Source organism: Blastococcus deserti (genome assembly GCF_042682525.1).
Lineage (GTDB): Bacteria > Actinomycetota > Actinomycetes > Mycobacteriales > Geodermatophilaceae > Blastococcus_B > Blastococcus_B deserti.
On record NZ_JBHUHP010000001.1, the window covers coordinates 638,261 to 663,730 of the forward strand.

The window sequence follows — 25,470 nt, forward strand, 5'->3', positions numbered from 1 at the left end:
CATGCGCGAGTACGCCGTCGTCCTCCTCACCGCCGCGCTGGTCACCTTCCTGACCACGCCGGTGGTGCGGATGCTCGCCGTCCGGGCGCGGATGATGGCCGCGCCCCGCGAGCGCGACGTGCACGTCATCCCCACTCCGCGCGGCGGCGGCGTCGCCATGTACCTCGGCGTGGCGGCCGCCGTTCTGGTGGCCACCCGGCTGCCGGCGCTGCAGCGGACGTTCGACGACTCCCAGACCATCGCCGTCCTGGTCGCCGGCGGCCTGATCTGCCTCCTCGGGGTCATCGACGACCGGTGGGGTCTCGACGCGCTGACCAAGCTGACCGGGCAGATCGCCGCGGCCGGCGTCATGGTGCTGCTCGGCGTGCAGCTGGCCTTCCTGTTCCTGCCGGTGGCCGACATCGGCACGATCTCCCTCGGCCCCGACATCGGCGTGCCGCTGACGATCGTGCTCACCGTCGCGACGGTGAACGCGCTGAACTTCATCGACGGCCTCGACGGCCTGGCCGCGGGTGTCTCGGCCATCGCGGCGCTGGCCTTCTTCGCCTACAGCTACAACCTGTCGCTCAGCGGTTACGACGACGTGGCGAGCGCTCCCGCGCTGATCACCGCGGTCCTGGCCGGTGCCTGCCTGGGCTTCCTGCCGCACAACTTCAGCCCGGCCCGCATCTTCATGGGCGACTCGGGCTCGATGCTGGTCGGCCTGATGCTGTCGGCCGCCGCGGTGACCGCGACGGGGGGAGTGGACCCGCAGACCTTCGACACCGCCGCCAGCCTGCTGCCGCTCGCGCTGCCCCTGCTCGTGCCGATCGCGGTCCTGTTCATCCCCTTCGTCGACCTGCTGATGGCGGTCGTGCGGCGCACCCGCAAGGGCCAGTCGCCGTTCTCGCCGGACAAGATGCACCTGCATCACCGGCTGCTCTCGATCGGGCACTCGCACCGCCGTGCGGTGCTCGTCATGTACTTCTGGGCGGCGCTGCTGTCCTTCGGCGCGGTCGGCCTGTCGATCACCGGTGGCCGCGCGGAGCTGCTCGTCGCCATCGCCGTCCTGCTCGTGGTCGGGGTCGTGGTCGTGCTCAGCCCGCGGGCCCGCCAGGCGGCGCGCGAGGCGCGGGCGGCGGAGCTGGCCGCCCAGCGCGAGCGCAGCCGGGCCGAGCACCCCACCGCCCGCGCGCAGCGGCTGCGGGCCGCCGCGCAGGCGCCGCGGGCCCAGCCCGAGCAGCGGACCGCCGGCGCCCGGGAGGTGCTGCGGTGACCGCCGCCGCGCCGCGGGCGCCGCGCAGCGACGCCCCCTGGGACCTCTCGTTCCTGCGCGTCGGCGCCCTGGTCACCGTCGCCGCGGCAGGGATCGGCGCTGCCGTCACCGGCCTGCTCGGCGGATGGGGCGACGCGCTGGGGGTGCTCGTCGGGGCGGCCGTCGTCACCGCCTTCTTCGTCACCTCCGGGCTGGTCATCGCCTGGGCCGGCCGGATCGACGACACCTTCACCCTGCCGGCGGCATTGGGCATGTTCTTCGTCAAGGCGGTCGTGCTCTTCGGCGTGCTCAACGCGCTGCCGGAGCACGGCTGGCTGGACCGGCGGACGCTCGCGTGGACGGTCGTGGCCGGGGCGCTGCTCTGGAGCGGGGTGCACCTGCGGTGGGTCTGGACCCGGCAGCTCTACTACGTGCCGCCGCCCGCGCCGCCCGGGGCGGGCGGCGCTCCGTCGACGGACCCGGAAACCCCGCGGAAACGCGGCTGATAGTGTCCGGATCGATGGCCGAGGACCTCCCCCCTGGCGGGGACTCCAGGCCCCCACCTGCGAATCCGTCCCGGCGGGGCAGTGGTGCCGAGACCGGCTATGCCGTCATCGGAACCATGATCTCCGGGATGGCCGTGTGGGGTGGGGCCGGGTGGCTGCTAGACCGGTGGCTGGACGTGCGAGTGTTCTTCCCGGTCGGCATCATCCTCGGCATGGCGGCGGCCATCTACCTGGTGGTCGCCCGGTACGGCAGCGCTGACCCGTCGGGCCGGCGCACAGCAGGACAGCCCGCGGGCGGACGACGGAGCCGACCCAGGACGCAGAAGGGACAACGGTGACCTCCAGCGCCCTCGCGCTAGGAAACGTGCTCGCTGCCGCCGAAGGCGGCGGCGGTGACGGCTTCCAGGCCCCCGGGTTGGGTGAGTTCTACCCCGAGCCCCTGGTCACGTTCTCGGTCCTCGGCGTCGGGTTCGAGATCACCCGGATCACGGTCTGGCTGTGGATCGCGACGCTGGTGATGCTGGCTCTCATGGTGGCGGCGGTGCGCAAGCCGCAGATCGTGCCCGGCAAGCTCCAGTTCGTCGCGGAGAGCGGCTACTCGCTGGTCCGCGACGGGATCGCGCGGGACGTCGTGGGTCCCCGGGGCCTGCCGTTCGCGCCGTTCCTGGCCGCGCTGTTCTTCTTCATCCTCGCGAACAACATGCTCTCGATCATCCCGTTCGCGCAGATCTCCCCGATGTCGAAGTTCGCGTTCCCGCTGGTCCTGGCGATGATCTGCTGGGTCATCTACATCTGGGTCGGCATCCGGGAGCAGGGGGTCGGCCGCTACTTCAAGGACATCCTGTTCCTGCCGGGCGTCCCGAAGCTCATGTACATCCTGGTGACCCCGATCGAGATCCTGCAGAACTTCATCGTCCGGCCGTTCACCCTCGCAGTCCGGCTCTTCGCGAACATGTTCGCCGGCCACATGCTGCTGGTGGTGTTCTCGCTCGGCGCCGTCTACCTGTTCAGCCGGGACAACTTCTCGATCGTCTTCGGGCCGGTCTCGGCGCTCATGGCCATCCTGATGACCTTCTTCGAGCTGCTGGTCATCTTCCTGCAGGCGTACGTCTTCACCGTGCTGATGGGGACCTACCTCAACGGGTCGATCGAAGCCGAGCACTGAGTCCGAGCACCGCGTCGCAGCACCCCACGAACCGCACCACCCCGCCAGCCGCCCGGCAGCCGCCGGGCGACGACAGAGGAGGAATACCCCGTAATGGACGTTCTGGCAGAACTGACCGGCAGCATTGGCTCGGTCGGCTACGGCCTGGCAGCGATCGGCCCCGGCATCGGTGTGGGCATCGTCTGGGCGGCCTACATCCAGGCCACCGCCCGGCAGCCCGAGTCCGCGGGGCTGACGCGTACCTACGCCTTCCTGGGGTTCGCCCTCTCGGAGGCGCTCGCGCTGATCGGCTTCGTCGTCCCCTTCGTCTTCGGCACCTGATCCGTACGTCCGGTACGGGCACCGACACTGAGACAGGGACAGTGACAGCATGAGCATCCTCGCCGCTGAGGAACACAACCCGCTGATCCCGCCCGTGGGCGAGATCATCATCGGGCTGATCGCGTTCGGGATCGTCCTCCTCGTGTTCGCGAGGTTCGTGGCACCGCGGTTCGAGCAGGTCTTCCAGGCCCGCCGTGCGGCGATCGAGGGCGGCATCGAGCGGGCCGAGGCGATGCAGGCGGAGGCGCAGGCGGCGCTGGAGCAGTACCGCGCGCAGCTGGCGGAGGCACGCAACGAGGCCGCGCAGATCCGCGACCAGGCCCGCGCCGAGGGTCAGCAGATCCTCGAGGAGCTGCGGGCCCAGGCACGGGAGGAGTCGGCGCGCATCGTGGCCCGTGGCGAGGAGCAGCTGGCCAGCGCGCGGCAGCAGGTCGTCAACGAGCTGCGCGGGCAGATCGGCACGCTCGCCGTCCAGCTGGCCGGCCAGGTCGTGGGCGAGTCCCTCGCCGACGATGCCCGGCGCAGCGGCACGGTCGACCGCTTCCTCGCCGAGCTCGACAGCCTGACGGCGTCCGGTGACGGCGCCGTCGGCGCGCGCAAGGGCACCCGCTGATGGAGGCCTCCAGCCGGGCGGCGCTCGTCGAGGTGCGGGCGCGCCTCGACGAACTCACCCGTCCTGCCTCCGGCGTCCTGGAGAAGGCCAAGGACCGGCTGACCGGTCAGGCCCGCGCCGCGACGGGCCCGGAGATGCTCGCGCTGGCCGACGAGCTGTTCGCCGTCGCCCGGCTGCTGGACGGTCAGCTGTCGCTGCGCCGTGCGCTGTCGGACCCGGCCGGGCGCCCGGAGGACCGTGCGGCCCTGGCCCGGCGACTGTTCGCCTCGCGGCTGTCGGCCACCGCGCTCGACCTCGTCGAGACGGTCGCCCGACAGCGCTGGTCGCGGCCGGTCGACCTGGTGGACGCCTTCATGACCCTGGCGACCGAGGCGTCGCTGGACGCGGCGGACGCGCGTGGCGAGCTCGACGGCGTCGAGGACGAGCTGTTCCGGTTCGGGCGTATCGTCGCCGGTGATCGGGAGCTGGCCCGCATCCTGGGTGATCGCAAGGCGCCGGCGGAGGGCAGGAGGGCGCTCCTGGACCGCCTGCTGTCGGGTCGGGTCAGCCCGGTCACGGAGCAGCTGCTGCGCAACGTGCTCACCGGCCCGCACGTGGGCAGCGCGGAGAACGCGATCGAGCACCTCTCCGAGGCCGCCAGCCGGCGCCGCGGCCGGTCCGTGGCCCGGGTGACCACCGCGGTGGCCCTCACAGCCGCGCAGGAACAGCGGCTGGCCGAGGTGCTCGGCCGGCTCTACGGCCGCACCATCGGGTTGCAGGTCACCGTGGACCCGAGCGTGCTCGGCGGCCTGATCGTCCAGGTGGGCGACGAGGTCATCGACGGCAGCATCGCCCACCGCCTGGAAACCGCCGAACGGCGACTGGCCGGCTGACCGCCCCCACCGACCGACCCACCCCAGACACCACCCCGCAGGGAAGAGGACCCAGACCATGGCCGAGCTGACGATCTCCGCGGACGAGATCCGCAGTGCCATCCAGAGCTACGTCACCGAGTTCAGCCCCGACATCTCCCGCGAGGAGGTGGGCACGGTCACCGAGGCCGGTGACGGCATCGCCCGCGTCGAGGGCCTGCCCTCGGTCATGACCAACGAGCTGCTCGAGTTCGAGAGCGGCGTCCGCGGTCTGGCCCTGAACCTCGACGTCCGCGAGATCGGTGTCGTCGTCCTGGGTGACTTCGCCGGCATCGAGGAGGGCCAGCAGGTGCGGCGCACCGGCGAGGTGCTCTCCGTACCGGTCGGCGACGGCTACCTCGGCCGCGTCGTCGACTCGCTGGGCAACCCCATCGACGGCGGTGGCCCCATCGCCACCACCGGCCGGCGCGCCCTCGAGCTGCAGGCTCCCACGGTGGTCCAGCGGCAGTCGGTCAAGGAGCCGCTGCAGACCGGGATCAAGGCGATCGACGCCATGACCCCGATCGGCCGTGGTCAGCGCCAGCTGATCATCGGAGACCGCCAGACCGGCCGCACCGCGATCGCGATCGACACGATCATCAACCAGCGGGAGGCCTGGGCCACCGGCGACCCGAAGCAGCAGGTCCGCTGCATCTACGTCGCGGTGGGCCAGAAGGGCTCGACCATCGCCTCCATCCGCGCTGCCCTCGAGGACGCCGGCGCGCTGGAGTACACGACCATCGTCGCCGCGCCCGCGTCCGAAGCGGCCGGCGTGAAGTACATCGCCCCCTACACCGGCTCGGCGATCGGCCAGCACTGGATGTACGAGGGCAAGCACGTCCTCATCGTGTTCGACGACCTGTCCCGCCAGGCCGAGGCCTACCGCGCGGTCTCGCTGCTCCTGCGCCGCCCGCCGGGCCGCGAGGCCTACCCGGGTGACGTCTTCTACCTCCACTCCCGGCTGCTGGAGCGCTGCGCCAAGCTCTCCGACGAGCTCGGCGGCGGCTCCATGACGGGGCTGCCGATCGTCGAGACCAAGGGCAACGACGTCTCGGCCTACATCCCGACCAACGTCATCTCCATCACCGACGGGCAGATCTTCCTCGAGACCGGCCTGTTCAACTCCGGAGTCCGCCCGGCCATCAACGTCGGCATCTCGGTGTCCCGCGTCGGCGGCTCCGCCCAGATCAAGGCGATGCGGTCGGTCGCCGGCCGGCTCCGGCTGGACCTCGCGCAGTACCGCGAGCTCGAGGCGTTCGCCTCCTTCTCCTCCGACCTCGACGCCTCGAGCCGGGCGACCCTCGACCGCGGGCAGCGGCTGGTCGAGCTGCTCAAGCAGGGCCAGTACTCGCCGTTCCCGGTCGAGCGGGAGGTCGTGGCGCTGTGGCTGGGCACCACGGGCAAGCTCGACCGCGTGCCGGTCGGCGACGTCCGGCGGTTCGAGGCGGAGTTCCTCGACTTCGTCGGCCGCGGCGAGAACGGCATCTACGACGAGATCCGCCAGAGCAAGGTTCTGGGGGACGACGCCGTATCCAGCCTGGAGCGGGCGGTCGAGACGTTCTACGGCCAGTTCACCACCTCCGAGGGGGAGACCCTGGCGGTGAACGAGCCGGAGGCCGAGGCCATGGACGCCTCGGAGCGCGGCCAGGAGCGTGTCCAGGTCAAGCGGGCCGGCTGACCCATGGCCGCCTCTCTCCGCGCGCTGCGGCGCCGCATCCGTTCCACGCAGTCGACGAAGAAGATCTTCTCGGCGCAGGAGCTGATCGCCGGTGCCCGCATCGTGCGCGCCCAGGCCCGGGTGGAGGCGTCCAAGCCCTACGCCCGGGAGATCACCCGCGTGCTGTCGGCGCTGGCGTCGTCGGCGTCGCTGGACCACCCACTGCTCACCGAGCGGCAGAACCCGCGCCGCGCGGCGGTCCTGGTGATCACCTCCGACCGCGGATTCGCCGGCTCGTACAACGTCAACGTGCTGCGGCGAACCGAGGAACTGCTCGCCCTGCTGCGGCAGGAGGGCAAGGAGCCGCTGCTGTACGTGGTGGGCCGGAAGGGGGAGACCTACTACTCCTTCCGCCATCGCGAGATGCAGCAGACGTTCACCGGCTTCTCCGAGCAGCCCGGCTACGTCAACGCCCAGGAGGTGGGTCGCGTCCTCATCGACGCCTTCACCGCCGGTGAGGACGACGAGGACGGCGGCGCGGGAGCCGACGGGATCCTGGGCGTGGACGAACTGCACATCGTCTACACCGAGTTCCGGTCGCTGCTCTCGCAGGTCCCGGTCGCCAAGCGGATGGCTCCGCTGGAGGTCGAGGAGGTCGAGGAGTTCGACTACGAGCGGGAGGAACGCGAGGCCGGCACCACCGGCGACAGCGGCGTCCCGACCTCGTACGAGTTCGAGCCCTCGGCCGAGGGGCTGCTCGACGCGCTGCTGCCGAAGTACGTCACCACCCGCATCTACGCCGCGATGCTGGAGGCGGCCGCGTCCGAGTCCGCCTCGCGCCGGCGGGCGATGAAGTCGGCCTCGGACAACGCCGAGGAGCTGGCGAAGAACCTGTCCCGGCAGGCCAACCAGGCCCGCCAGGCCGAGATCACCCAGGAGATCAGCGAGATCGTCGGCGGCGCCGACGCGCTGGTCTCGGCCGGTGCCGACGACTGACCGCCGGCGACCGACCCGGACCACACCCGAAGACCCATACAGCCTCAGGGCAGGAGAGCACTACAGATGACCGTCACCGAGGACCGTCCGACCACCTCGCAGACCACCGGCATCGGCCGGGTCGTGCGGGTCACCGGGCCGGTCGTCGACGTCGAGTTCCCGCGCGACGCGATGCCCGACCTGTACAACGCCCTGAAGGTCGACGTCACGCTGGCCGACCTCAGCAAGACGCTGACCCTCGAGGTGGCGCAGCACCTGGGCGAGAACGTCGTCCGCACCATCTCGATGGCGCCGACCGACGGCCTGGTCCGGGGGGCCGAGGTCAGCGACACGGGTGCGGCCATCAGCGTGCCGGTCGGCGACGTCACGAAGGGGCACGTCTTCAACGCCCTGGGCGAGTGCCTGGACACCCCGGGCTACGGCGCCGACGCACCGCACTGGTCCATCCACCGGCACGCGCCGCGGTTCGACCAGCTCGAGGGTCGCACCGAGATGCTGGAGACCGGCATCAAGGTCATCGACCTGCTCACGCCCTACGTGGCCGGCGGGAAGATCGGCCTGTTCGGTGGCGCCGGCGTGGGCAAGACGGTGCTGATCCAGGAGATGATCCGCCGCGTCGCCCAGGAGTTCGGTGGTGTGTCGGTGTTCGCCGGTGTCGGCGAGCGCACCCGCGAGGGCAACGACCTCATCACGGAGATGACCGAGTCGGGCGTCATCGAGGCCACCGCGCTGGTCTTCGGCCAGATGGACGAGCCGCCGGGCACCCGCCTGCGGGTCGCCCTCTCGGCGCTGACCATGGCCGAGTACTTCCGCGACGAGCAGAACCAGGACGTGCTGCTCTTCATCGACAACATCTTCCGGTTCACCCAGGCCGGGTCCGAGGTGTCCACGCTGCTGGGGCGCATGCCCTCGGCCGTGGGGTACCAGCCGACGCTGGCCGACGAGATGGGGGAGCTGCAGGAGCGGATCACCTCGACCCGCGGCCGGTCCATCACCTCGCTGCAGGCCATCTACGTGCCCGCCGACGACATCACCGACCCGGCGCCGCACACCACCTTCGCCCACCTCGACGCGACGACCGTCCTCTCGCGGCCGATCTCGGAGAAGGGCATCTACCCGGCCGTGGACCCGCTGGACTCGACCAGCCGGATCCTCGACGCGCAGTACATCGGGCAGGAGCACTACGACATCGCCCAGCGGGTCAAGCAGGTGCTGCAGCGCTACCAGGAGCTGCAGGACATCATCGCCATCCTGGGCATCGACGAGCTCTCCGAGGAGGACAAGGTCACCGTCAACCGGGCCCGTCGCGTCGAGCGCTTCCTCTCGCAGAACATGTTCGTCGCCGAGGCGTTCACCGGTCAGCCCGGCTCGTTCGTGCCGGTGTCGGAGACCCTGCAGGCCTTCAAGGCCATCACCGACGGCGAGTACGACAACGTGCCCGAGCAGGCCTTCTTCATGTGCGGTGGGCTCGAGGACCTCGAGCGCAACGCGGACAAGCTCCGGAAGGCCTGAGCAAGGACCCCGCGGAAGCGGGGCCGATCGACACGGCGGCGGCCGGGCTCCTCCTCGGAGGCCCGGCCGTCCGGCGTGCCGGCGACGAATCGGCCGGGGCGGAGGCCGCCCCCCGCCGCCAATCACGATCGGAGGAACGAACCGTCACCCGTGCGGGTGGATCGCCGCTACTGTTCCGCCAGGTCAGTGGCGCCACCGCCGACCATTCGACCGATACGCCCGAGCCGCGGGCACCGTGACGAGGAACGACGTGGACGCGAACGACGCGACACCTGGCAGCCCCGATCCGGGCTGGAGCTGGCCGCCGTACGCACCGTGGGAGCCCGCCGAGGCGGACCGTTACGGGCTCGACGAGTGGGCTCCGGCCTCCACCGTCCGTCGTCCGTGGCTCCGGCTGGGGCGCTGGACGATCCTGTACCGGCGCTCGGCCTGAGGAAGGACCACCCTTCCTCGCACGCCGCGCACGCTCCGGCGCGTGCCCCTGAGGGGTGGCTGCTCCGTCCGGTCACCGGGCTCCGGGCCGACCGCCCGCGCGGGCGGGTCCACGACACGCCGCTAGAGTGAGCACGACCCGTCGCCGCGTCCCTGGGCCGGCGAACCCGAACCGCACCGCACCACTGGTGGGTGGATCCCGAGGAGTGTCGTGGCGACCCTGCAGGTCGAGTTGGTGGCCGTCGAGCGGAAGATCTGGTCCGGCGAGGCGACGATGGTCATCGCCCGCACGACCGAGGGCGAGCTGGGTGTGCTGCCCGGCCACGCACCGTTGCTGGGGGAGCTGGCGGGCGGCGGCGTGGTCACCATCCGCACCGAGTCGGGTGAGGACGTCGTCGTGGCGGCCCACGGCGGGTTCCTGTCGGTCACCGATCGCGGGGTGTCGATCCTCGCCGAGACCGCCGAGATCTCCACGGAGATCGACGTGGAGCGGGCCCGCGGGGCGCTGCGCCGGGCCGAGGACGCCGGCGACGACCCGGAGGCCCTCGCGGCCGCCCGCCGCGCCCTGTCGCGGCTGCGTGCCGCGGGCGAGAGCGCCTGAGCTCCCCGGCTCCTGCCGCGCGACGGGTTCCGCCGCACCGGGCCGCGCCGTGACCACGGTCCTGCTGGTCCTGCTCGGCGTCCTCGTCGTCGTGCTCGTCGTCGCCTTCCTCCTGCGCCGGCGCTTCCTGCTGTCCGGCCTGGGGGCGGTCACGATGTGGCTGCGGCCGGGCGGCTCCCGGCGGTGGTCGGTGGGGGTGGCCTGGTACGGCGGCGACGTCCTGCTCTGGTACCGCGGGCTGTCCCTCGCCGTGCGGCCGCACGAACGGCTCTGCCGTTCCGAGATCCGGGTGAGCTCGCGTCGGACGCCCAACCGGGACGACCTCGCGCTCCCCTCGGACGTCGTCGTCCTCGCCATCGCCACCCCCGAGGGTCCGCGGGAGCTCGCCATGGAGGGCTCCACGGTGACCGGTTTCCTCTCCTGGGTGGAGTCGGCGCCGCCGGGCAGCTGAGGGGCCCCGTCCCGGGCTTGGCCCCGAGCCGGCGAGGGGGAGGAGTACGGGGTCCTTCTACTCGCTGGTCCCCGAGCGCTGGGCGTGGACGCCGCTGTGCGCTCCGGGCTCCCACAGGACGTCGCCGCCCGGGTTGGCCACGCGGGCCAGGATGAACAGCAGGTCCGACAGCCGGTTCAGGTAGCGGGCCGTCTCGGGGTTGGTCCGCTCCGCGTCCACCGCCAGCAGGGCCCAGACGCTCCGCTCGGCCCGCCTCGCCACCACCCGGGCCTGGTGCAGGAGCGCCGCCGCCGGGGTGCCGCCGGGGAGGATGAAGCTGTCCAGCTTCGGCAGCGACTCGTTGTACTCGTCGCAGGCCGCCTCCAGCCGCTCGGTGTAGGCCGCGGTCACCCGCAGCGGCGGGTACTGCGGGTCGGGGGTGATGGGCGTGGACAGGTCGGCGCCGACGTCGAAGAGGTCGTTCTGGATGCTCCGCAGCAGCCCGGCGACGCGCGCATCGGGCGCGCCCAGGGCCAGGGCGGTGCCGAGCACGCTGTTGGTCTCGTCGACGTCGGCGTAGGCGACCAGCCGGGGATCGGTCTTGGCCACCCGGCTCATGTCGCCGAGGTGCGTCTGCCCGGCGTCGCCGGTCTTGGTGTAGATGCGGGTCAGCCGGACGGTCATGCCGCGAGCCTAGAAGTGCAAGGACCCTCCTGCGCCCCGCCCCTCGCTGGCGCTCGGAGCCGGTCCCTGCAGGAGGGCCGTTCCGGCACGTCACCGGGCTCGCGGCCGGACCCCGCAGCGGGGCCACCGTAGGGTGGGCCGGTGGAGTGCTTCGAGGTGACCGGCGGCACGGCCCTGACCGGGCGGGTCCGGGTCACCGGTGCCAAGAACAGCGCCCTGAAGCTCATGGCGGCCGCGCTGCTGGCACCGGGGCGTTCCACGATCGACGAGGTGCCCGACATCCTCGACGTCGCGATCATGAGCGAGGTGCTGCGCCGGCTGGGCTGCGAGGTGGAGTACGAGCGCACCGGTGGCGGGGGAGGCGGAGGCCGCGTCCTCATCGATGTCCCGGACAAGCCTTCCACCGAGACCGACTACGACCTCGTCCGGCGGATGCGCGCCTCCATCAGCGTCCTCGGCCCCCTCGTGGCCCGGTGCGGCAGCGCGCGGGTGGCGTTGCCCGGCGGCGACGCCATCGGCTCGCGCGGCCTCGACATGCACATCTCGGGCCTGGAGCGGCTGGGCGCCACCATCGTCAGCGAGCACGGGTTCCTCGTGGCGACCGCACCCCGGCTGACCGGCACCTCCATCTGGCTGGACTTCCCGTCGGTGGGCGCCACCGAGAACCTCGTCATGGCCGCCGTGCTGGCCAGCGGCACCACCGTGATCGACAACGCCGCCCGGGAGCCGGAGATCGTCGACCTCTGCGCCATGCTCGGCGCGATGGGCGCCCGCATCGACGGCGCCGGCACCTCCACCATCACCGTCGAGGGCGTGGAGGCGCTCGCTCCCATCGCGTACACGACCGTTCCCGACCGGATCGTCGCCGGCACGTGGGCGATCGGTGCGGTGATGACCCGGGGGGACGTCGTCATCGAGCGGGCCGTTCCCGAGCACCTCACCGTGGCCCTGGACAAGCTGACCGACGCAGGCGCGACGGTGGAGGCCCGGGCCGACGGCATCCGGGTCGCCATGACCGAGCGGCCCCGCTGCGTCGACATCGTCACCCTCCCGTTCCCCGGCTTCCCGACCGATCTGCAGCCCATGGCCGTGGCGCTCGCCGCCGTCTCCACCGGGACCGCGCTGATCACCGAGAACGTCTTCGAGGGCCGGTTCATGTTCGTCAACGAGCTGGTGCGGCTCGGTGCCGACGTGCGGATCGACGGCCACCACGCCGTCGTCCGCGGGCGGGAGCGGCTCTCCAGCGCGCCGGTGGTCGCGACCGACATCCGGGCCGGTGCCGGCCTGGTGCTCGCGGGGCTGGTCTCCGACGGCGTCACCGAGGTGCAGGAGGTGCACCACGTCGACCGCGGCTATCCCGACTTCGTCGAGCAGCTGCGTGGTCTGGGCGCCCGGATCGAACGGACCCAGCGGCCCGCGTGAGCCGTCGTGCCGGGGTAGGGGAGGTGCCTCAACCCGGGAAGCTGGTCGCCAGCGAACGGGCCCGGGCGGCGTCCTCGGGGAAGACCAGCACGTCGGCCCGGTGCGGCGCCGGGCAGCGGACCGTGGACCGGATCCCTGCGTCGGACAGCACCGCGCGCAGCGCCAGCGCGGTCTCGCGGCGGGACAGCGTGGCCACGAGCGTCAGCAGGCCGTCGTCCGTCGCCGGCGGGCTCGGCCGGCGCCCGTGCCCGGAACCGAACGCCCACCGCATGAAGAGTGCCAGGAGGCCGAGGGCGACGAACGCGATCGCCGGCCCCACCAGGTAGTGCAGGCCACTGCCCGCCCCGACCGGCATTGCCCTCCTCCTGCGCGGCGCGTGCCTCGGGGGGCACGAGGGTCCTTGCTCGTCCGAGTGTGCCACCGGTCAGGGTCGCGTGCGGTCCCCGAGGCGGGGATGCTACCGGCGAGTAACCGCCCTACACTCCGCCGGTATGCCGTTCCCTTCGAAGCCGTTGGAGCGCGACCGTCCCTGGGTCATGCGCACCTACGCCGGCCACTCGTCGCCGGCCGAGTCCAACGCCCTGTACCGGCGCAACCTGGCGAAGGGGCAGACCGGTCTCTCGGTCGCCTTCGACCTGCCGACGCAGACGGGGTACGACCCCGACGACGAGCTCGCGGTCGGCGAGGTCGGCAAGGTCGGTGTGCCCATCACCCACATCGGCGACATGCGCGCGCTCTTCGACGGCATCCCGCTCGACGAGATGAACACGTCGATGACGATCAACGCGACCGCGATGTGGCTGCTGGCGCTCTACCAGGCGGTGGCCATCGAGCAGGCGGAGGGCACGGGCGCCGACCCCGACGAAGTCCTGCGCCGGCTCGCCGGCACGACGCAGAACGACATCATCAAGGAGTACCTGTCGCGGGGGACCTACGTCTTCCCGCCGGCTCCCTCGATGCGGTTGATCACCGACATGGTCGCCTACACGGTCACCGCGATGCCGAAGTGGAACCCGATCAACATCTGCAGCTACCACCTGCAGGAGGCCGGGGCGACGCCGGAGCAGGAGATCGCCTACGCCCTCAGCACCGCGATCGCCGTCCTCGACTCCGTCCGCGACTCCGGGCAGGTGCCGCAGGAGAAGTTCGGCGAGGTCGTCGCCCGCATCTCCTTCTTCGTCAACGCGGGGGTCCGCTTCGTCGAGGAGATGTGCAAGATGCGCGCCTTCACCCAGCTCTGGGACGAGCTGACGAAGGAGCGCTACGGCGTGCAGGACCCGAAGCACCGCCGGTTCCGGTACGGCGTGCAGGTCAACTCGCTGGGTCTCACGGAGGCGCAGCCCGAGAACAACGTGCAGCGCATCGTGCTCGAGATGCTCGCCGTGACGCTCTCCCGCGACGCGCGCGCCCGCGCGATCCAGCTGCCCGCGTGGAACGAGGCGCTCGGCCTGCCCCGGCCGTGGGACCAGCAGTGGTCGCTGCGCCTGCAGCAGGTGCTGGCCTATGAGACCGACCTGCTCGAGTACGAGGACCTGTTCACCGGGTCGGTCGTCATCGAGAAGAAGGTCGCCGAGATCGTCGAGGGCGCCCGCGCCGAGATCGCCCGGGTGCAGGAGATGGGCGGGGCCGTCGCGGCCGTCGAGTCCGGCTACATGAAGGGCCAGCTCGTCGCGTCGCTGGCCGAGCGCCGCCGCCGGATGGAGAACGGCGAGGACGTCGTCGTCGGCGTCAACAAGTTCGAGACCACCGAGCCCAACCCGCTGACCGCTGACCTCGACGCCGCGATCATGGTGGTCGACCCGGCCGTCGAGGCCGCTGCCCGCGAGGCGGTGCAGAAGTGGCGCGCCGAGCGGAATCCGGAGCCGGTGGAGCGGGCGCTCGAGCGGCTGCGCGCGGTCGCCGCCACCGACGAGAACCTCATGGCGGCGACCCTCGAGTGCGCCCGAGCGGGTGTGACGACGGGGGAGTGGGCCGGGGTGCTGCGCGAGGTGTTCGGCGAGTACCGGGCCCCCACCGGCGTCGCCGCCGCCACCGGTGGCGGCGAGGCCGACGACACCCTGGCCGGCGTCCGGGACCGGGTCCGCGCCACCGGCGAGGAGCTGGGCGGCCGGCTGCGGTTCCTGGTCGGCAAGCCGGGGCTCGACGGGCACTCGAACGGCGCCGAGCAGATCGCCGTGCGGGCCCGCGACGCCGGCTTCGAGGTCATCTACCAGGGCATCCGGCTCACCCCGGCGCAGATCGTCTCCGCTGCGGTCGAGGAGGACGTCCACGTCGTCGGCCTGTCGGTCCTGTCCGGCTCCCACCTGCAGGTGGTGCCCGCGGTCCTCCGGGGCCTGAAGGACGCCGGTCTCGACGACGTCCCGGTCGTGGTCGGCGGGATCATCCCCGACAGCGATGCCCGGAGGCTCCGCGAGCAGGGAGTGGCCCGCGTCTTCACGCCGAAGGACTTCGGGCTGACCGACATCATGGGTCAGATCGTCGACGTGATCCGCGAGGCGAACGGCCTGCCCGCCCACGCCGGCGAGCGCATCCCGGAGCCGGCCTGACCGGGTACGCACCCGGCCGGTTGCCCTCGACCGCGCGGGCGTGGTGGGGTCGTCCCATGAGCAGCGAGGGCGCGCCCCGGGTCGAGCGGGACGGCGACACCGTCCGCATCACGATGACGCGGGCGCCCAAGCGGAACGCGCTCTCCCGCGACCACCTGGAGCAACTGGTCACCGCCTTCGCCGAGGTCGGCGGTACGGATGCGACCGGCATCGTGCTGGCCGGGGAGGGCCCCGTGTTCAGCGCCGGTCACGACCTCGGCGAGGTCGGCGGCCGGGCCCTGCCGGAGGTGCGCAGCCTGCTGCAGCTGTGCACCGAGCTCATGCGGACCATCCAGGACGTGCCGCAGGTGGTCGTGGCCCGCGTGCACGCCCTGGCCACCGCGGCCGGCTGCCAGCTGGTGGCCTCCTGCGACCTGGCCGTCGCGGCGGAGTCGGCCGGTTTCGCCGCCCCCGGCGGCAAGGGTGGCTGGTTCTGCCACACGCCGATGGTGGCGATCGCGCGCAACGTCGGCCGCAAGCGCGCGATGGAGATGGCGCTCACCGGCGACGTCATCGACGCGCGCACCGCCCTGGAGTGGGGCCTGGTCAACCGGGTGGTCCCCGACGCGGAGCTCGACGCCGCGGTGGCCGAGCTCCTGGGCCGGGCGACGCGCGGCTCGCGGACGAGCAAGGGCCTGGGGAAGCAGACCCTGTACGCCCAGCTCGACCGTCCCGAGCAGGACGCCTACGGCATCGCGGTCGAGGTCATGGCGGCCTCCAGCCAGCTCCCCGGCGCGCGGGAGTGGACCGCGGCCTTCCTGGAGAAGCGCCGGCCCGTGTGGACCGACTGACGAAGGACCCCCTCCCCCTTCGCGCCCTCGGGGGTGAGCGCTGCCGCACGTCGCGCCGCTCGCGGCGGTTCCCGCGCGCGGACGCCCGTCGGGGTGAGTCCGCCCACATCCGGGATGCGGGCGCCGTCGGATGGCCTTGACCCTCGCGTGCAGAACGTATGGGGGCTCACGCGACGGCGTGCGCTGGACTACGGCCGGGTGACGACCGCCGGCTGTTGACGCCGCGCGCACCCCCGTCCCCTCCCGACGTCCCCGCAGTCTCCGAAAGGCACCCTCGTGCTCGCACGTCTCCGCCGCGTCCCGTTCGCGGCGCAGGTCCTCCTCGCCCTCGTACTGGGCGTCGTCCTCGGGCTGGTGGCCCGGGACCTGGGCCCCGTCGCCGACGGCTCGCCCAACTGGCTGACCAGCACCCTCCAGACCATCGGCGGCACCTTCGTCACGCTGCTGAAGACCCTCGTCCCCCCGCTGATCGTCACCGCGGTGATCGTCAGCATCGCCAACCTCAAGCAGGTCTCCAACGCCGCCCGGCTGGCCGGCCAGACCCTGCTGTGGTTCGCCGTCACGGCGCTGATCGCCGTCTCGATCGGCATCGGCCTCGGCCTGCTGACCGAGCCGGGCCGCAACAGCTCCGTCGACGCCGCCGCGCAGACCGAACCGGAGACCACCGGCTCCTGGTGGGACTTCCTCACCGGCCTGGTGCCGAGCAACATCCTCGGCCTGCAGGGTTCCGCGGAGGGCGCGCTCTCGTTCAACGTGCTGCAGCTGATCGTGCTGGCCGCGGCCATCGGCGTGGCCGCGCTCAAGGTGGGCGCGCCCGCCGAGCCCTTCCTCGGCTTCGTCCGGTCCGCGCTGGCGATCGTCCAGAAGATGCTGTGGTGGGTCATCCTGCTGGCGCCGCTGGGCACGGTCGGCCTGATCGGCAACGCGGTCGCGACCTACGGCTGGGAGTCCCTCGGCTCGCTCGGCGTCTTCGCCGGTGCCGTCTACGCGGGCCTCGCGCTGGTGCTCTTCGTCGTCTACCCGGTCGTGCTGCGCCTGCACGGCCTCTCGCCGCTGCGGTACTTCGCCGGTGCCTGGCCGGCCATCCAGCTCGCCTTCGTCTCCCGGTCGTCCATCGGCACCCTGCCGGTGACCGAGCGCGTGACCGAGCAGAACCTCGGCGTCCCGCGGTCGTACGCGTCGTTCGCCGTTCCGCTGGGCGCGACCACCAAGATGGACGGCTGCGCGGCGATCTACCCGGCGCTGGCCGCCATCTTCGTGGCCCAGTTCTTCGGCGTGGACCTGTCGATCACCGACTACCTGCTGATCGCCCTGGTCTCCGTCGTGGGCTCGGCCGCCACCGCGGGCGTCACCGGCGCGGTGGTCATGCTCACGCTGACCCTGTCCACGCTCGGGCTGCCCCTGGCCGGCGTCGGACTGCTTCTCGCGATCGACCCGATCCTCGACATGGGCCGGACCGCGGTGAACGTCGCCGGCCAGGCCCTGGTGCCGACGATCGTGGCCAAGCGCGAGGGGATCCTCGACGTCGAGCGCTACCGGTCCGGCCGCCCGGCCGAGCCGCTCGCCGTGGTCGAGGAGACCGGTGGCGTGGACGCCGACCTGCGGCAGCCCGCAACCGTCTGAGAAAGGACCCCGTCCTCCTCACCCCTCGCACGCTCGGGGTGAGCCTCGGGACGGGGCCACCGTCCTCCTCACCCCTCGCACGCTCGGGGTGAGCCTCGGGACGGGGCCACCGTCCTCCTCACCCCTCGCACGCTCGGGGTGAGCCTCGGGACGGGGCCGACGGCCGGCCCGGTCCTCCACGCGGAGGGCCGGGCCGGTCTGCGTGTGCGGGTGTCCCCAGGGGGAGCCGGGTGTGCGCCGGACATGGACGCCGACCGGAACCGCGCCGCGCTGGAGCTCCACGAGCCCGGGTTCGCCGGGGAGATGGTGATCGAAGGCCTGCCGGGCGCGCGGTCCGTGCGGATCACCGGCATCCGGCCGCAGGACGGGGCGACGGTGGTCAAGGACCTGCCGGCCGATCGCGACGCGGACCTGGCGGAGCTCGCCGACCGCGTCGTCGGTGGCGACGACGCGGCCGCGGTCAGGCTGCTGGCCCACGTGGGTGTGCTCGATCCCGCCTGACCGCCACGGGGGCGGCCGATGTCTCACCCGCCCTGCCCCGGGAGGTCGGCGCAGCCGCTCTCGTCCGGCAGCAGGGGCCGGAACAGCGCCGACCAGCGGGTGCCGTCCGGGGCCGACCACGGGGTCAGCGCGGTCGCGTTCCGCGCCGCTCCGATCACCGCCTCCGCCTGCTCGCCCTCGGCCACGACGCAGCTGAGCCCCGGGGAGGCGCCCAGGGCCTCGCCGGGCAGCGCCGGGCCCGGCCAGGGCACCGGGGCGGGGACCAGACCGTGCGCCACGTCGTCCTCCGAGGCCGTCCACGGGCGGACGACGGCGGCGACGGCGTCCGGGGTCCACGGCCGCGGCCCCCGCTTCCCGGGCTCGGCCAGGCCCAGGTCGGTCAGCTCACCCAGCAGGGCGCGCAGCTCCTCGCGAGCGGCCTCCTGGGCCTCGGTCAGCCCGCCGCGGGGCAGGCCCGCCGCTTCGGTGAGCGCGTACACCTCGCGCACGTGGGTTCCGCCGGAGGTCACCAGCGTGAACCGGGTGGACGGCGCGTCGGCGAGCGGCGGCATGCCGAGGTCGCCGGTCTCCGCGACGCCCGCGGCGAGGGCCCGGTCGGCCAGTGCCCGGACCCCGTCGCGGCCGACGTCGACGACCTGGACGTTCGGCCAGGCGGGACCGGGGTGGATCGCCTCGACCGGCCCCTCGAGGAGCACCCGGCCGTCGCCGTGGACGCTGACGAGGGGCAGGCGGGCCGGGATCGTCTCGGGCGGGACGAAGCCACCGGTGAGCTCCACGCGCAGCACCAGCGCGTCGTCGTCCTGCGGCACGCCGGCCGCACCCGGGCCGGCGCCGTCGCGATCCGCGCAGGCGGTGAGGGACAGGAGCACGAGGAAGGCCGCCGTCCGCCCGGCTCGCCCCCATCCCACGCCATGAGGACGACGGGGCCGCGGGCGGGGTTCCCGCGCCCGGTACCGTCGGCGCCCGTGCGCCTGGTCATCGCCCGCTGCTCCGTCGACTACATCGGTCGGCTCACCGCCCACCTGCCGATGGCGACCCGCCTGCTGCTGGTCAAGGCCGACGGCTCGGTGTCCATCCACGCCGACGACCGCGCCTACAAACCGCTGAACTGGATGAGCCCGCCGTGCACGCTCAGGGACGACCTCGTCGACGGCTCGGGCACCTGGACGGTGACCAACAAGGCCGGCGAGCAGCTCGTCATCACCATCGAGGCCGTCGAGCACGACCACTCCCAGGAGCTCGGCGCCGACCCGGGCCTGCAGAAGGACGGCGTCGAGGCGGAGCTGCAGCGCCTGCTCGCCCTGCACGTGGAGACGTTCGGGGCCGGCTGGTCGCTGGTGCGCCGTGAGTACCCGACCGCCATCGGGCCGGTCGACCTGCTCTGCCGGGACGCCTCCGGCGCCGTGGTGGCCGTGGAGATCAAGCGGCGCGGGGAGATCGACGGCGTCGAGCAGCTGACCCGCTACCTCGAGCTGCTCAACCGCGATCCGCTGCTCGCCCCGGTCAAGGGCGTGTTCGCCGCGCAGGAGATCAAGCCCCAGGCCCGGGTGCTGGCCGCCGACCGTGGCATCGACTGCGTGACCGTCGACTACGCCGTCCTCAAGGGCACCGACGACCCCACCCAGCGGCTCTTCTGACCGCGTTCCCTCGGCGGCGTCCCCTCGAACGGCGGCGTCCCCTCGAACGGCGGCGTCCCCTCGAACGGCGGCGTCCCCTCGAACGGCGGCGTCCCCTCGAACGGCGGCGTCCCCTCGAACGGCGTCGTCCCCTCTGGTCAGGCCCCGGGACGCCCGCCAGGGTGGGGCCATGACCGGCCCCCGCCGTGCGGAGACGATCGACGACGTCCTGGAGGCCCTGCGGGAGGTCGTCGACGACTCCCTCGCGGCCGGGAGCCGGGTCGGCTACTTCGCCGCGCTGTACCGGCAGGTCACCGTCGCCGTCGCGCGCGGCATCGACGAGGGCGTCTTCGACGACGGCGAGCGGATGAGCCGGCTCGACGCGGCCTTCGCGAACCGCTACTTCGAGGCGTTGGACGCCTGGCGGTCGGGCGGCCGGCCGAGCCGCAGCTGGCGGACCGCCTTCCGGGCCACCGACGAGGAGCGGCCGGTCCTCGTGCAGCACCTGGCGCTCGGCGTCAACGCGCACATCAACCTGGACCTGCCGGTCGTCTGCGCCCGCATGTGCCCGGGCGACGCGATCATGGGTCTGCGGCGGGACTTCGACCTGATCAACGGCATCCTGACCGTCGCCCTGGGCGATCTGCAGACCCGCCTGGCGGTGCTGTCCCCGCTGCTGGGTGCGCTGGACGTCGTCCTCGGCCGGCTGGACGAGGAGATCGTCGGCTTCAACGTCCGGAAGGCCCGGTCGGAGGCCTGGGACGCCGCGGTGCTCCTGGCCCGGCAGGAGCCCGAGGCCCAGGAGGCGACGGAGAAGATGCTCGACCGGTACGCGAGCGGCCTGGCCCGGGTCGTCCTGGCCCCGCCGTTCCCGCTGCCGGCCGCGCTCGACCTGGTGCGGGCCACCGAGCGCGCCGGGGTCCAGGAGACGCTGCGGGCGCTCGACGGCTGACCCCGACCGCCGGCGGGTTACCGGCCGGTAGGCCCCGAGCGGCGCCGGGAAGCGGGTGAGAGACTGCCCGCGATCACCGGCGACAAGGAGATGGCAGCGTGGCCAGGGAACTGAACGAGGTCGGCGTCGTGGGACTGGGCACCATGGGTGCCGGCATCGCGGAGGTGCTCGCGCGGGCGGGCCTGTCGGTCACCGCCGTGGAGGTCAACGACGAGGCCCTCGCCCGGGGCCGGGCGCACGTCGAGCACTCCACCGACCGCGCGGTGAGCCGCGGCAAGCTCGACCCGGCCGACCGGGACGCGATCTTCGAGCGGATCCGCTTCACCACGTCGATGGAGGACCTCGCCTCCGCCGAGCTGGTCATCGAGGCGGTGCCCGAGCGGATGGAGCTGAAGACCGAGATCTTCGCCCAGCTCGACAAGATCTGCCCGCCCGACACGATCCTGGCGACCAACACCTCGAGCCTCTCGGTCACCGAGCTGTCGGTGGCGACCGGCCGGCCGAGCAAGGTCATCGGCATGCACTTCTTCAACCCGGCCCCGGTCATGAAGCTGGTCGAGGTCGTGCGCACCGTCGTCACCGAGCCCTCGGTCGTCGAGGACGTCGAGGCCCTGGCCGAGCGGCTGGGCAAGGTGGACGTGACCATCGGCGACAAGGCGGGCTTCATCGCCAACGCGCTGCTGTTCGGCTACCTGAACCACGCGGTCGCCATGTACGAGAACCGCTACGCCAGCCGCGAGGACATCGACGCCGCCATGCGGCTGGGGTGCGGCCTGCCGATGGGGCCGCTGGCGCTCATGGACCTCATCGGCATCGACACCGCCTACGAGATCCTCGACACGATGTACAAGCAGTCGCGCAACCGGCTGCACGCGCCCAGCCCGATCATCAAGCAGATGATGACGGCGGGGCTGCTGGGCCGGAAGACCGGCCGCGGCTTCTACACCTACGCCGGGCCCGACTCGGCCGAGGTGGTGCCCGACGACCAGACGCCGGCCGCCGGAAGTGCGGCCGAGGGCGCCCGGCCGGTGCAGAAGGTCGGCGTCGTGGGCTCGGGCACGATGGCCGCGGGCATCATCGAGGTGGTCGCCAAGGGCGGCTACGACGTGCGCTTCGTCGCCCGGACCCCCGAGAAGGTCGAGGCGGTGACGAAGGAGCTGACCAGGTCGCTGGAGAAGCAGGTGGTGCGCGGCCGGCTCGACGAGGCCACCCGGGACGGCGTCCTCGGCCGGGTCACCGGGACGACGTCGCTGGACGAGCTGGCCGACCGCGACCTCGTCATCGAGGCCGTCGTGGAGTCGCTGTCGATCAAGGAGGCGCTGTTCGCCAACCTGGGCGAGATCACCAAGCCCGGCACCGTGCTGGCGACCACGACCTCCAGCCTGCCGGTCATCGAGTGCGCCAAGGCCAGCGGCCGCCCGGCCGACGTCGTCGGCATGCACTTCTTCAACCCGGCGCAGGTCATGAAGCTCGTCGAGGTGGTCTCGACCATCTCCACGGCGCCGGACGTCGCGGCTACGGCGCACGCGGTCTGCGCGCAGCTGGGCAAGCACGCGGTCTCGTGCACCGATCGGGCCGGCTTCATCGTCAACGCGCTGCTCTTCCCGTACCTGAACGACGCCGTGAAGATGCTCGAGGCGCACTACGCCACCGCCGACGACATCGACGCCGCCATGAAGGTCGGCTGCGGGTACCCGATGGGGCCCTTCGAGCTCCTCGACGTCGTCGGCCTGGACGTCTCCCTGGCCATCGAGCGGGAGCTCTACACCGAGTTCCGGGAGCCGGGCTTCGCGCCGGCCCCGCTGCTCGAGCACCTGGTCACCGCCGGCTACCTGGGCCGCAAGACCGGCCGCGGGTTCCGGGACTACGCGAACCGCTGACGCTTGGCGCGCCGACGATCACGGGCCGGTGGCCGGTCCCCGAACCGGCCGCCGCCCCGTCGGCGCGAGCAGGTGGAGGAGAGCGCGGACGGCGACTGGGTGGTCCGGGCGGTCACCGGCGCGGCCACCGCGAAGACCTATCGCTGCCCGGGCTGCGACCAGGAGATCCGGCCGGGCACCCCGCACGTCGTCACCTGGCCCGCCTATGCCCGCGCGTCCGACCTCGACCCGTGGGACACCGACTCCGCCGCCGGTCGGCGGCGGCACTGGCACCTGACCTGCTGGCGCTCCCGCGACCGCCGCCGGTGACGGGACGAGGACCTCGTCCTCCCCATCTGTCGCCAGATCGGGGCGGGAGCCGGGACGGGTCCCGATGCGTCCGCGAAGGGACCCGCGGCGGGCTCGCTCACCCCGCCTGGGCGAAGACGATCACGTTGTCCTCGTAGCTGCCCGCCGCGCGGTCGAAGGCGCCTCCGCAGGTGATCAGCCGCAGCTCGGCGCCGGCCGTGGGGGCGTAGACGTCGACGGACGGGAAGGCGTTCTTCGCCCGGCGGACCACCCGGGTCACGATGAAGGTCACCGTGCTTCCGTCGGCCCGCCCGACGACGATCTCGGTGCCCGGCCGCAGACCGGCCAGCCCGGCGAAGACTCCCGGGGCACCCGCCCAGTCGACGTGGCCGGCGATCACCGCCGGACCCGGGGAGCCCGGGACCGGGCCGCCGGTGTACCACCCGGCGACGGCGGGGTCGGCCGGAGGCACCAGTGCACCCGTGGCGTCCAGCCGCACCCCGGCCAGGGGAGCGTCCACGGCGGCCGCGGGAACGGCCAGTCGCACCGGCGGAGCCGCGGGCCCGGGTCCGGTACCGGTCCCGAGGACCACCGGGCCGCTTCCGGATGCCGCTGCGGCGGGGGTCATGGGCGCCGCGACGGCCGTGGCCGTCGCCAGGCAGCCGACCGTGAGCAGCGCACGCCCGCGGCGGCCGGTCGCCGCGAGCAGGGCGGCCGCGGCTCCGGCGATCGGCAGCGCGGCCGGCGCGCCGGGCATCGTGCCGCCGCCGGCCTCCACGCCACCGGCCGGGACGACCGTCGGCCCGGCCGCCTCCACGACCGGCCGGACGGTCAGCCCGCCTCCCGGGCGGTCCAGCACCACCAGGGTGACCACCGAGCCGGCTGCCAACGGAACCGCCACCCGCGCCGGTGCGCCGGTGCTGCCCGCGACACCGAGCGTCGTCGTCCCGGCAGCGACGGTCCGGTACTCACCGGTCCTGCCGAACGCCAGTGCCGTGGCCAGGTCCGGCCCTCCGGGCACGGACACGTCGAGCGTCGGGACCTCCCCGGCCGCGGCGAGGACCCGGACCCGCGCCGAGCCGGCGGGGGGAGCGGTCCGGTCGGCCGGGAGCGCCCGCAGGGCGACGTCGGCGAACCGGCCCGACAGCGTCACCGTGCGCATCACCCCGGCGGGCACCTCCACGCGGGCCGACAGCACCGGGGCGACCGTGCCGTCGCTGCCCGCGGCGCGCACGCTGACCGCGTAGGTGCCCGGGGCGAGAGCGACGGGGTCGCTCACCGCGCCGTAGGCGAGGCCGGTGACCAGGTCGGGGCCCGGGTCGGTCAGCGGTCCGTCGGCGCCCGGCGGCACCGGTGCCACTGCGACGTCCACGGCCGGGGTGTCGGGGGAGAGGTGGGCGACGAGCAGCCGGCCGGTGTCCTCGGCGGCCGCCGGCGGCACGCCCAGGCACCACAGGACCGCCCAGAGCCCGACGACGAACAGCCCGCGCCGGCCCCCCGGCCGGGTCGCGCCGCGAGCCAGGGGCGGCGGGACCCGGCAGGAGGGTCCTGTCTCAGGAACGCCCCTGGCCGACCGGCTGGTCGATCGCCTGGGTCGGCGGCCCCTGGACGGGAGTCGGGGAGGTGCCAGGGCGCGGCGGCATCGGCAGCTGCCGGGTCGCGGCCGGCTCCGGCCGGGTGGGCTGCCGGGCCGCGGCCGCCTCGCTCTCGCCCCGGGGGGAGGTCTGCGGGGCTGCCGCGGGCGCCGTGGAGGTGACCTGCGGCGCCGGCTGCGGACGGCGCTCGGTCTCGCGGGCGGGCGCGACCGGGGAGGTGGTGCCGCTCGACGAGCCCGTGGCCAGGCCGGTGACCGGGGCGGGGCTCGGCGCCGGTGCGGGCGTGGGCTGCTGTGGGCGGTCGCTGAGCTCGGGCAGCGTGCTGAGCAGCTGACGAGCCTGCAGCAACCGGCTGGTGAGCTCGTCCCGCACCTCGCGGATGGCCTCGGCCTTGGCCTCCGCCTCGGCGATGAGCTGGGCCGCGTGCTGCTCCGCGGCGGCGATCCGCTGGCGCGCGGCCTGGGTGGAGACGCGCTCGCGCTCCTCCTCGGCCGCGGCGGCCTCGGCGCGGCGGGCCCGCTGCGCGATGTCGAAGTCCTCCTCGACCTTGGCCCGGCGTGCCTGCGACTCGGCGTCGAGCCGGGCGACCCGCTCCTGGGCCTTGGCCACGAGCTCGTCGGCACGCTGCTGCGCCTTCTGCATGATCTGCTCGGCGTTCTGGCGTGCCTCGGCGAGCATCCGCTCCACCTCGGCCTGCCCTGCCGCGTGCCGCTCGAGCAGCGCCCGCTCCTCGGCCGCGGTCTGCTCGCGGACGGCCTGCGCGTCGAGCTCGGCGGCGCGGCGGATCTCGCCGGCCTCCTCCTCGGCGAGCGTCAGCATGTGCTGGATCCGCTCGCTGATGTTCTCGAACGTCGGGGCCGACGCCGTGGCCGCCTTGCGGCGCAGCGACTCGATCTCGCCGTGCAGGGCCGAGAGCTGGCTGGCCAGGTCGGCGGAGCGGGCGACGGCGGCATCGCGGTCGGCCAGGGCGATCCGGAAGTCCGCCTCGAGCCGCTCGATGGTCTCGGCCACCTGGCTGCGGTCGTAGCCCCGCAGGACGACGTCGAACGAGTGCTGCGCGTCGTGCAGCGACAACGGGTCGTGGCGGGGATCGCTCATGCGGTCATACTCCCAGAAGGTCATGGGGCCGTCAGCGTGTCGGCGGGACACCCGGGGCCAGTGGGGCGGCTGAGCCGC

26 protein-coding genes are annotated in these 25,470 nt (G+C 73.2%); 21 read left to right on the forward strand and 5 right to left on the reverse strand.

Annotated features, from left to right (window positions below; translation table 11 throughout):
• Position 1: 1 nt before the first annotated feature.
• The 12 genes from ACFSHS_RS03100 (at position 2) to ACFSHS_RS03155 (ending at position 10,378) form a co-directional block, all read left to right on the forward strand.
• Positions 2 to 1,255 carry a glycosyltransferase family 4 protein gene (locus ACFSHS_RS03100; RefSeq protein ID WP_376871567.1) on the forward strand — a complete coding sequence of 418 codons (1,254 nt, stop codon included), beginning with the start codon at positions 2 to 4 and terminating at the stop codon, positions 1,253 to 1,255.
• Entirely contained in the window at positions 1,252 to 1,740 is a 489-nt protein-coding gene (locus ACFSHS_RS03105) for a hypothetical protein (protein ID WP_376871569.1), read from the forward strand. The genes ACFSHS_RS03100 and ACFSHS_RS03105 overlap by 4 nt, the downstream gene beginning before the upstream one ends.
• A gap of 334 nt (positions 1,741 to 2,074) precedes the next feature.
• Positions 2,075 to 2,905 (forward strand): F0F1 ATP synthase subunit A, encoded by an 831-nt coding sequence (gene atpB, locus ACFSHS_RS03110; RefSeq protein WP_376871571.1) that lies wholly within the window; start codon positions 2,075 to 2,077, stop codon positions 2,903 to 2,905.
• A gap of 93 nt (positions 2,906 to 2,998) precedes the next feature.
• Positions 2,999 to 3,226: an ATP synthase F0 subunit C gene (gene atpE, locus ACFSHS_RS03115; protein WP_014742489.1), complete on the forward strand. Its 228-nt coding sequence runs from the start codon at positions 2,999 to 3,001 to the stop codon at positions 3,224 to 3,226.
• A 49-nt stretch (positions 3,227 to 3,275) separates the two neighbouring features.
• Positions 3,276 to 3,839 (forward strand): F0F1 ATP synthase subunit B, encoded by a 564-nt coding sequence (locus ACFSHS_RS03120; RefSeq protein ID WP_376871574.1) that lies wholly within the window; start codon positions 3,276 to 3,278, stop codon positions 3,837 to 3,839.
• Positions 3,839 to 4,711 (forward strand): F0F1 ATP synthase subunit delta, encoded by an 873-nt coding sequence (locus ACFSHS_RS03125; protein ID WP_376871576.1) that lies wholly within the window; start codon positions 3,839 to 3,841, stop codon positions 4,709 to 4,711. The genes ACFSHS_RS03120 and ACFSHS_RS03125 overlap by 1 nt, the downstream gene beginning before the upstream one ends.
• 58 nt (positions 4,712 to 4,769) lie before the next feature.
• On the forward strand, positions 4,770 to 6,407 hold the full coding sequence (gene atpA, locus ACFSHS_RS03130) for a F0F1 ATP synthase subunit alpha (protein ID WP_376871578.1): 1,638 nt from the start codon (positions 4,770 to 4,772) through the stop codon (positions 6,405 to 6,407).
• Positions 6,408 to 6,410: 3 nt separating this feature from the next.
• Complete coding sequence (locus tag ACFSHS_RS03135) at positions 6,411 to 7,382, forward strand: F0F1 ATP synthase subunit gamma (RefSeq protein WP_376871581.1); 972 nt, start codon at positions 6,411 to 6,413, stop codon at positions 7,380 to 7,382.
• Between the two features lie 66 nt (positions 7,383 to 7,448).
• Positions 7,449 to 8,894 (forward strand): F0F1 ATP synthase subunit beta, encoded by a 1,446-nt coding sequence (gene atpD, locus ACFSHS_RS03140; RefSeq protein WP_376871583.1) that lies wholly within the window; start codon positions 7,449 to 7,451, stop codon positions 8,892 to 8,894.
• A 250-nt stretch (positions 8,895 to 9,144) separates the two neighbouring features.
• On the forward strand, positions 9,145 to 9,327 hold the full coding sequence (locus ACFSHS_RS03145) for a hypothetical protein (protein ID WP_376871585.1): 183 nt from the start codon (positions 9,145 to 9,147) through the stop codon (positions 9,325 to 9,327).
• 210 nt (positions 9,328 to 9,537) lie between these two features.
• A complete protein-coding gene (locus tag ACFSHS_RS03150) occupies positions 9,538 to 9,927 on the forward strand; it encodes a F0F1 ATP synthase subunit epsilon (RefSeq protein ID WP_376871587.1) in 390 nt (129 codons plus the stop codon).
• 49 nt (positions 9,928 to 9,976) lie between these two features.
• A complete protein-coding gene (locus ACFSHS_RS03155) occupies positions 9,977 to 10,378 on the forward strand; it encodes a DUF2550 domain-containing protein (RefSeq protein WP_376871589.1) in 402 nt (133 codons plus the stop codon).
• Between the two features lie 57 nt (positions 10,379 to 10,435).
• Here the strand turns inward: ACFSHS_RS03155 and ACFSHS_RS03160 are convergent, their stop codons facing one another.
• Positions 10,436 to 11,041 (reverse strand): cob(I)yrinic acid a,c-diamide adenosyltransferase, encoded by a 606-nt coding sequence (locus ACFSHS_RS03160; protein ID WP_376871592.1) that lies wholly within the window; start codon positions 11,039 to 11,041, stop codon positions 10,436 to 10,438.
• Between the two features lie 141 nt (positions 11,042 to 11,182).
• Between ACFSHS_RS03160 and murA the strand changes: the two genes are divergently transcribed.
• Positions 11,183 to 12,463: a UDP-N-acetylglucosamine 1-carboxyvinyltransferase gene (gene murA, locus ACFSHS_RS03165; RefSeq protein ID WP_376871594.1), complete on the forward strand. Its 1,281-nt coding sequence runs from the start codon at positions 11,183 to 11,185 to the stop codon at positions 12,461 to 12,463.
• Positions 12,464 to 12,491: 28 nt separating this feature from the next.
• Here the strand turns inward: murA and ACFSHS_RS03170 are convergent, their stop codons facing one another.
• Positions 12,492 to 12,818 carry a hypothetical protein gene (locus ACFSHS_RS03170; protein ID WP_376871596.1) on the reverse strand — a complete coding sequence of 109 codons (327 nt, stop codon included), beginning with the start codon at positions 12,816 to 12,818 and terminating at the stop codon, positions 12,492 to 12,494.
• A gap of 136 nt (positions 12,819 to 12,954) precedes the next feature.
• Between ACFSHS_RS03170 and ACFSHS_RS03175 the strand changes: the two genes are divergently transcribed.
• From ACFSHS_RS03175 to ACFSHS_RS03190, 4 genes are all read left to right on the forward strand, one after another.
• A complete protein-coding gene (locus tag ACFSHS_RS03175; protein WP_376871599.1) occupies positions 12,955 to 15,009 on the forward strand; it encodes a protein meaA in 2,055 nt (684 codons plus the stop codon).
• A gap of 56 nt (positions 15,010 to 15,065) precedes the next feature.
• Positions 15,066 to 15,839, forward strand: coding sequence for an enoyl-CoA hydratase-related protein (locus ACFSHS_RS03180; protein ID WP_376871602.1), 774 nt, complete (start codon positions 15,066 to 15,068; stop codon positions 15,837 to 15,839).
• A 276-nt stretch (positions 15,840 to 16,115) separates the two neighbouring features.
• Positions 16,116 to 17,462, forward strand: coding sequence for a dicarboxylate/amino acid:cation symporter (locus tag ACFSHS_RS03185; RefSeq protein ID WP_376871604.1), 1,347 nt, complete (start codon positions 16,116 to 16,118; stop codon positions 17,460 to 17,462).
• A gap of 243 nt (positions 17,463 to 17,705) precedes the next feature.
• The gene (locus ACFSHS_RS03190) at positions 17,706 to 17,963 is read left to right on the forward strand and encodes a hypothetical protein (protein ID WP_376871606.1); all 258 of its coding nucleotides are present in this window, start codon (positions 17,706 to 17,708) and stop codon (positions 17,961 to 17,963) included.
• Between the two features lie 23 nt (positions 17,964 to 17,986).
• On the opposite strand, the gene ACFSHS_RS03195 is transcribed toward ACFSHS_RS03190, so the two are convergent.
• Positions 17,987 to 18,871 (reverse strand): hypothetical protein, encoded by an 885-nt coding sequence (locus ACFSHS_RS03195; RefSeq protein WP_376871608.1) that lies wholly within the window; start codon positions 18,869 to 18,871, stop codon positions 17,987 to 17,989.
• A gap of 57 nt (positions 18,872 to 18,928) precedes the next feature.
• Between ACFSHS_RS03195 and nucS the strand changes: the two genes are divergently transcribed.
• The 4 genes from nucS to ACFSHS_RS03215 all read left to right on the forward strand — a co-directional run bounded on the left by nucS (position 18,929) and on the right by ACFSHS_RS03215 (position 22,720).
• Positions 18,929 to 19,600, forward strand: a complete 672-nt coding sequence (nucS, locus tag ACFSHS_RS03200) for an endonuclease NucS (RefSeq protein ID WP_376871611.1) — start codon at positions 18,929 to 18,931, stop codon at positions 19,598 to 19,600.
• A gap of 169 nt (positions 19,601 to 19,769) precedes the next feature.
• Entirely contained in the window at positions 19,770 to 20,531 is a 762-nt protein-coding gene (locus tag ACFSHS_RS03205) for a DUF5995 family protein (RefSeq protein WP_376871613.1), read from the forward strand.
• A gap of 98 nt (positions 20,532 to 20,629) precedes the next feature.
• Positions 20,630 to 22,411 (forward strand): 3-hydroxyacyl-CoA dehydrogenase family protein, encoded by a 1,782-nt coding sequence (locus ACFSHS_RS03210; protein WP_376871615.1) that lies wholly within the window; start codon positions 20,630 to 20,632, stop codon positions 22,409 to 22,411.
• A gap of 72 nt (positions 22,412 to 22,483) precedes the next feature.
• Entirely contained in the window at positions 22,484 to 22,720 is a 237-nt protein-coding gene (locus ACFSHS_RS03215) for a hypothetical protein (protein WP_376871618.1), read from the forward strand.
• 97 nt (positions 22,721 to 22,817) lie between these two features.
• Here ACFSHS_RS03215 and ACFSHS_RS03220 read toward each other — a convergent pair whose 3' ends face one another.
• Complete coding sequence (locus tag ACFSHS_RS03220; protein ID WP_376871620.1) at positions 22,818 to 24,140, reverse strand: class F sortase; 1,323 nt, start codon at positions 24,138 to 24,140, stop codon at positions 22,818 to 22,820.
• Between the two features lie 112 nt (positions 24,141 to 24,252).
• Positions 24,253 to 25,392 carry a coiled-coil domain-containing protein gene (locus tag ACFSHS_RS03225; RefSeq protein WP_376871622.1) on the reverse strand — a complete coding sequence of 380 codons (1,140 nt, stop codon included), beginning with the start codon at positions 25,390 to 25,392 and terminating at the stop codon, positions 24,253 to 24,255.
• Between the last annotated feature and the right edge of the window lie 78 nt (positions 25,393 to 25,470).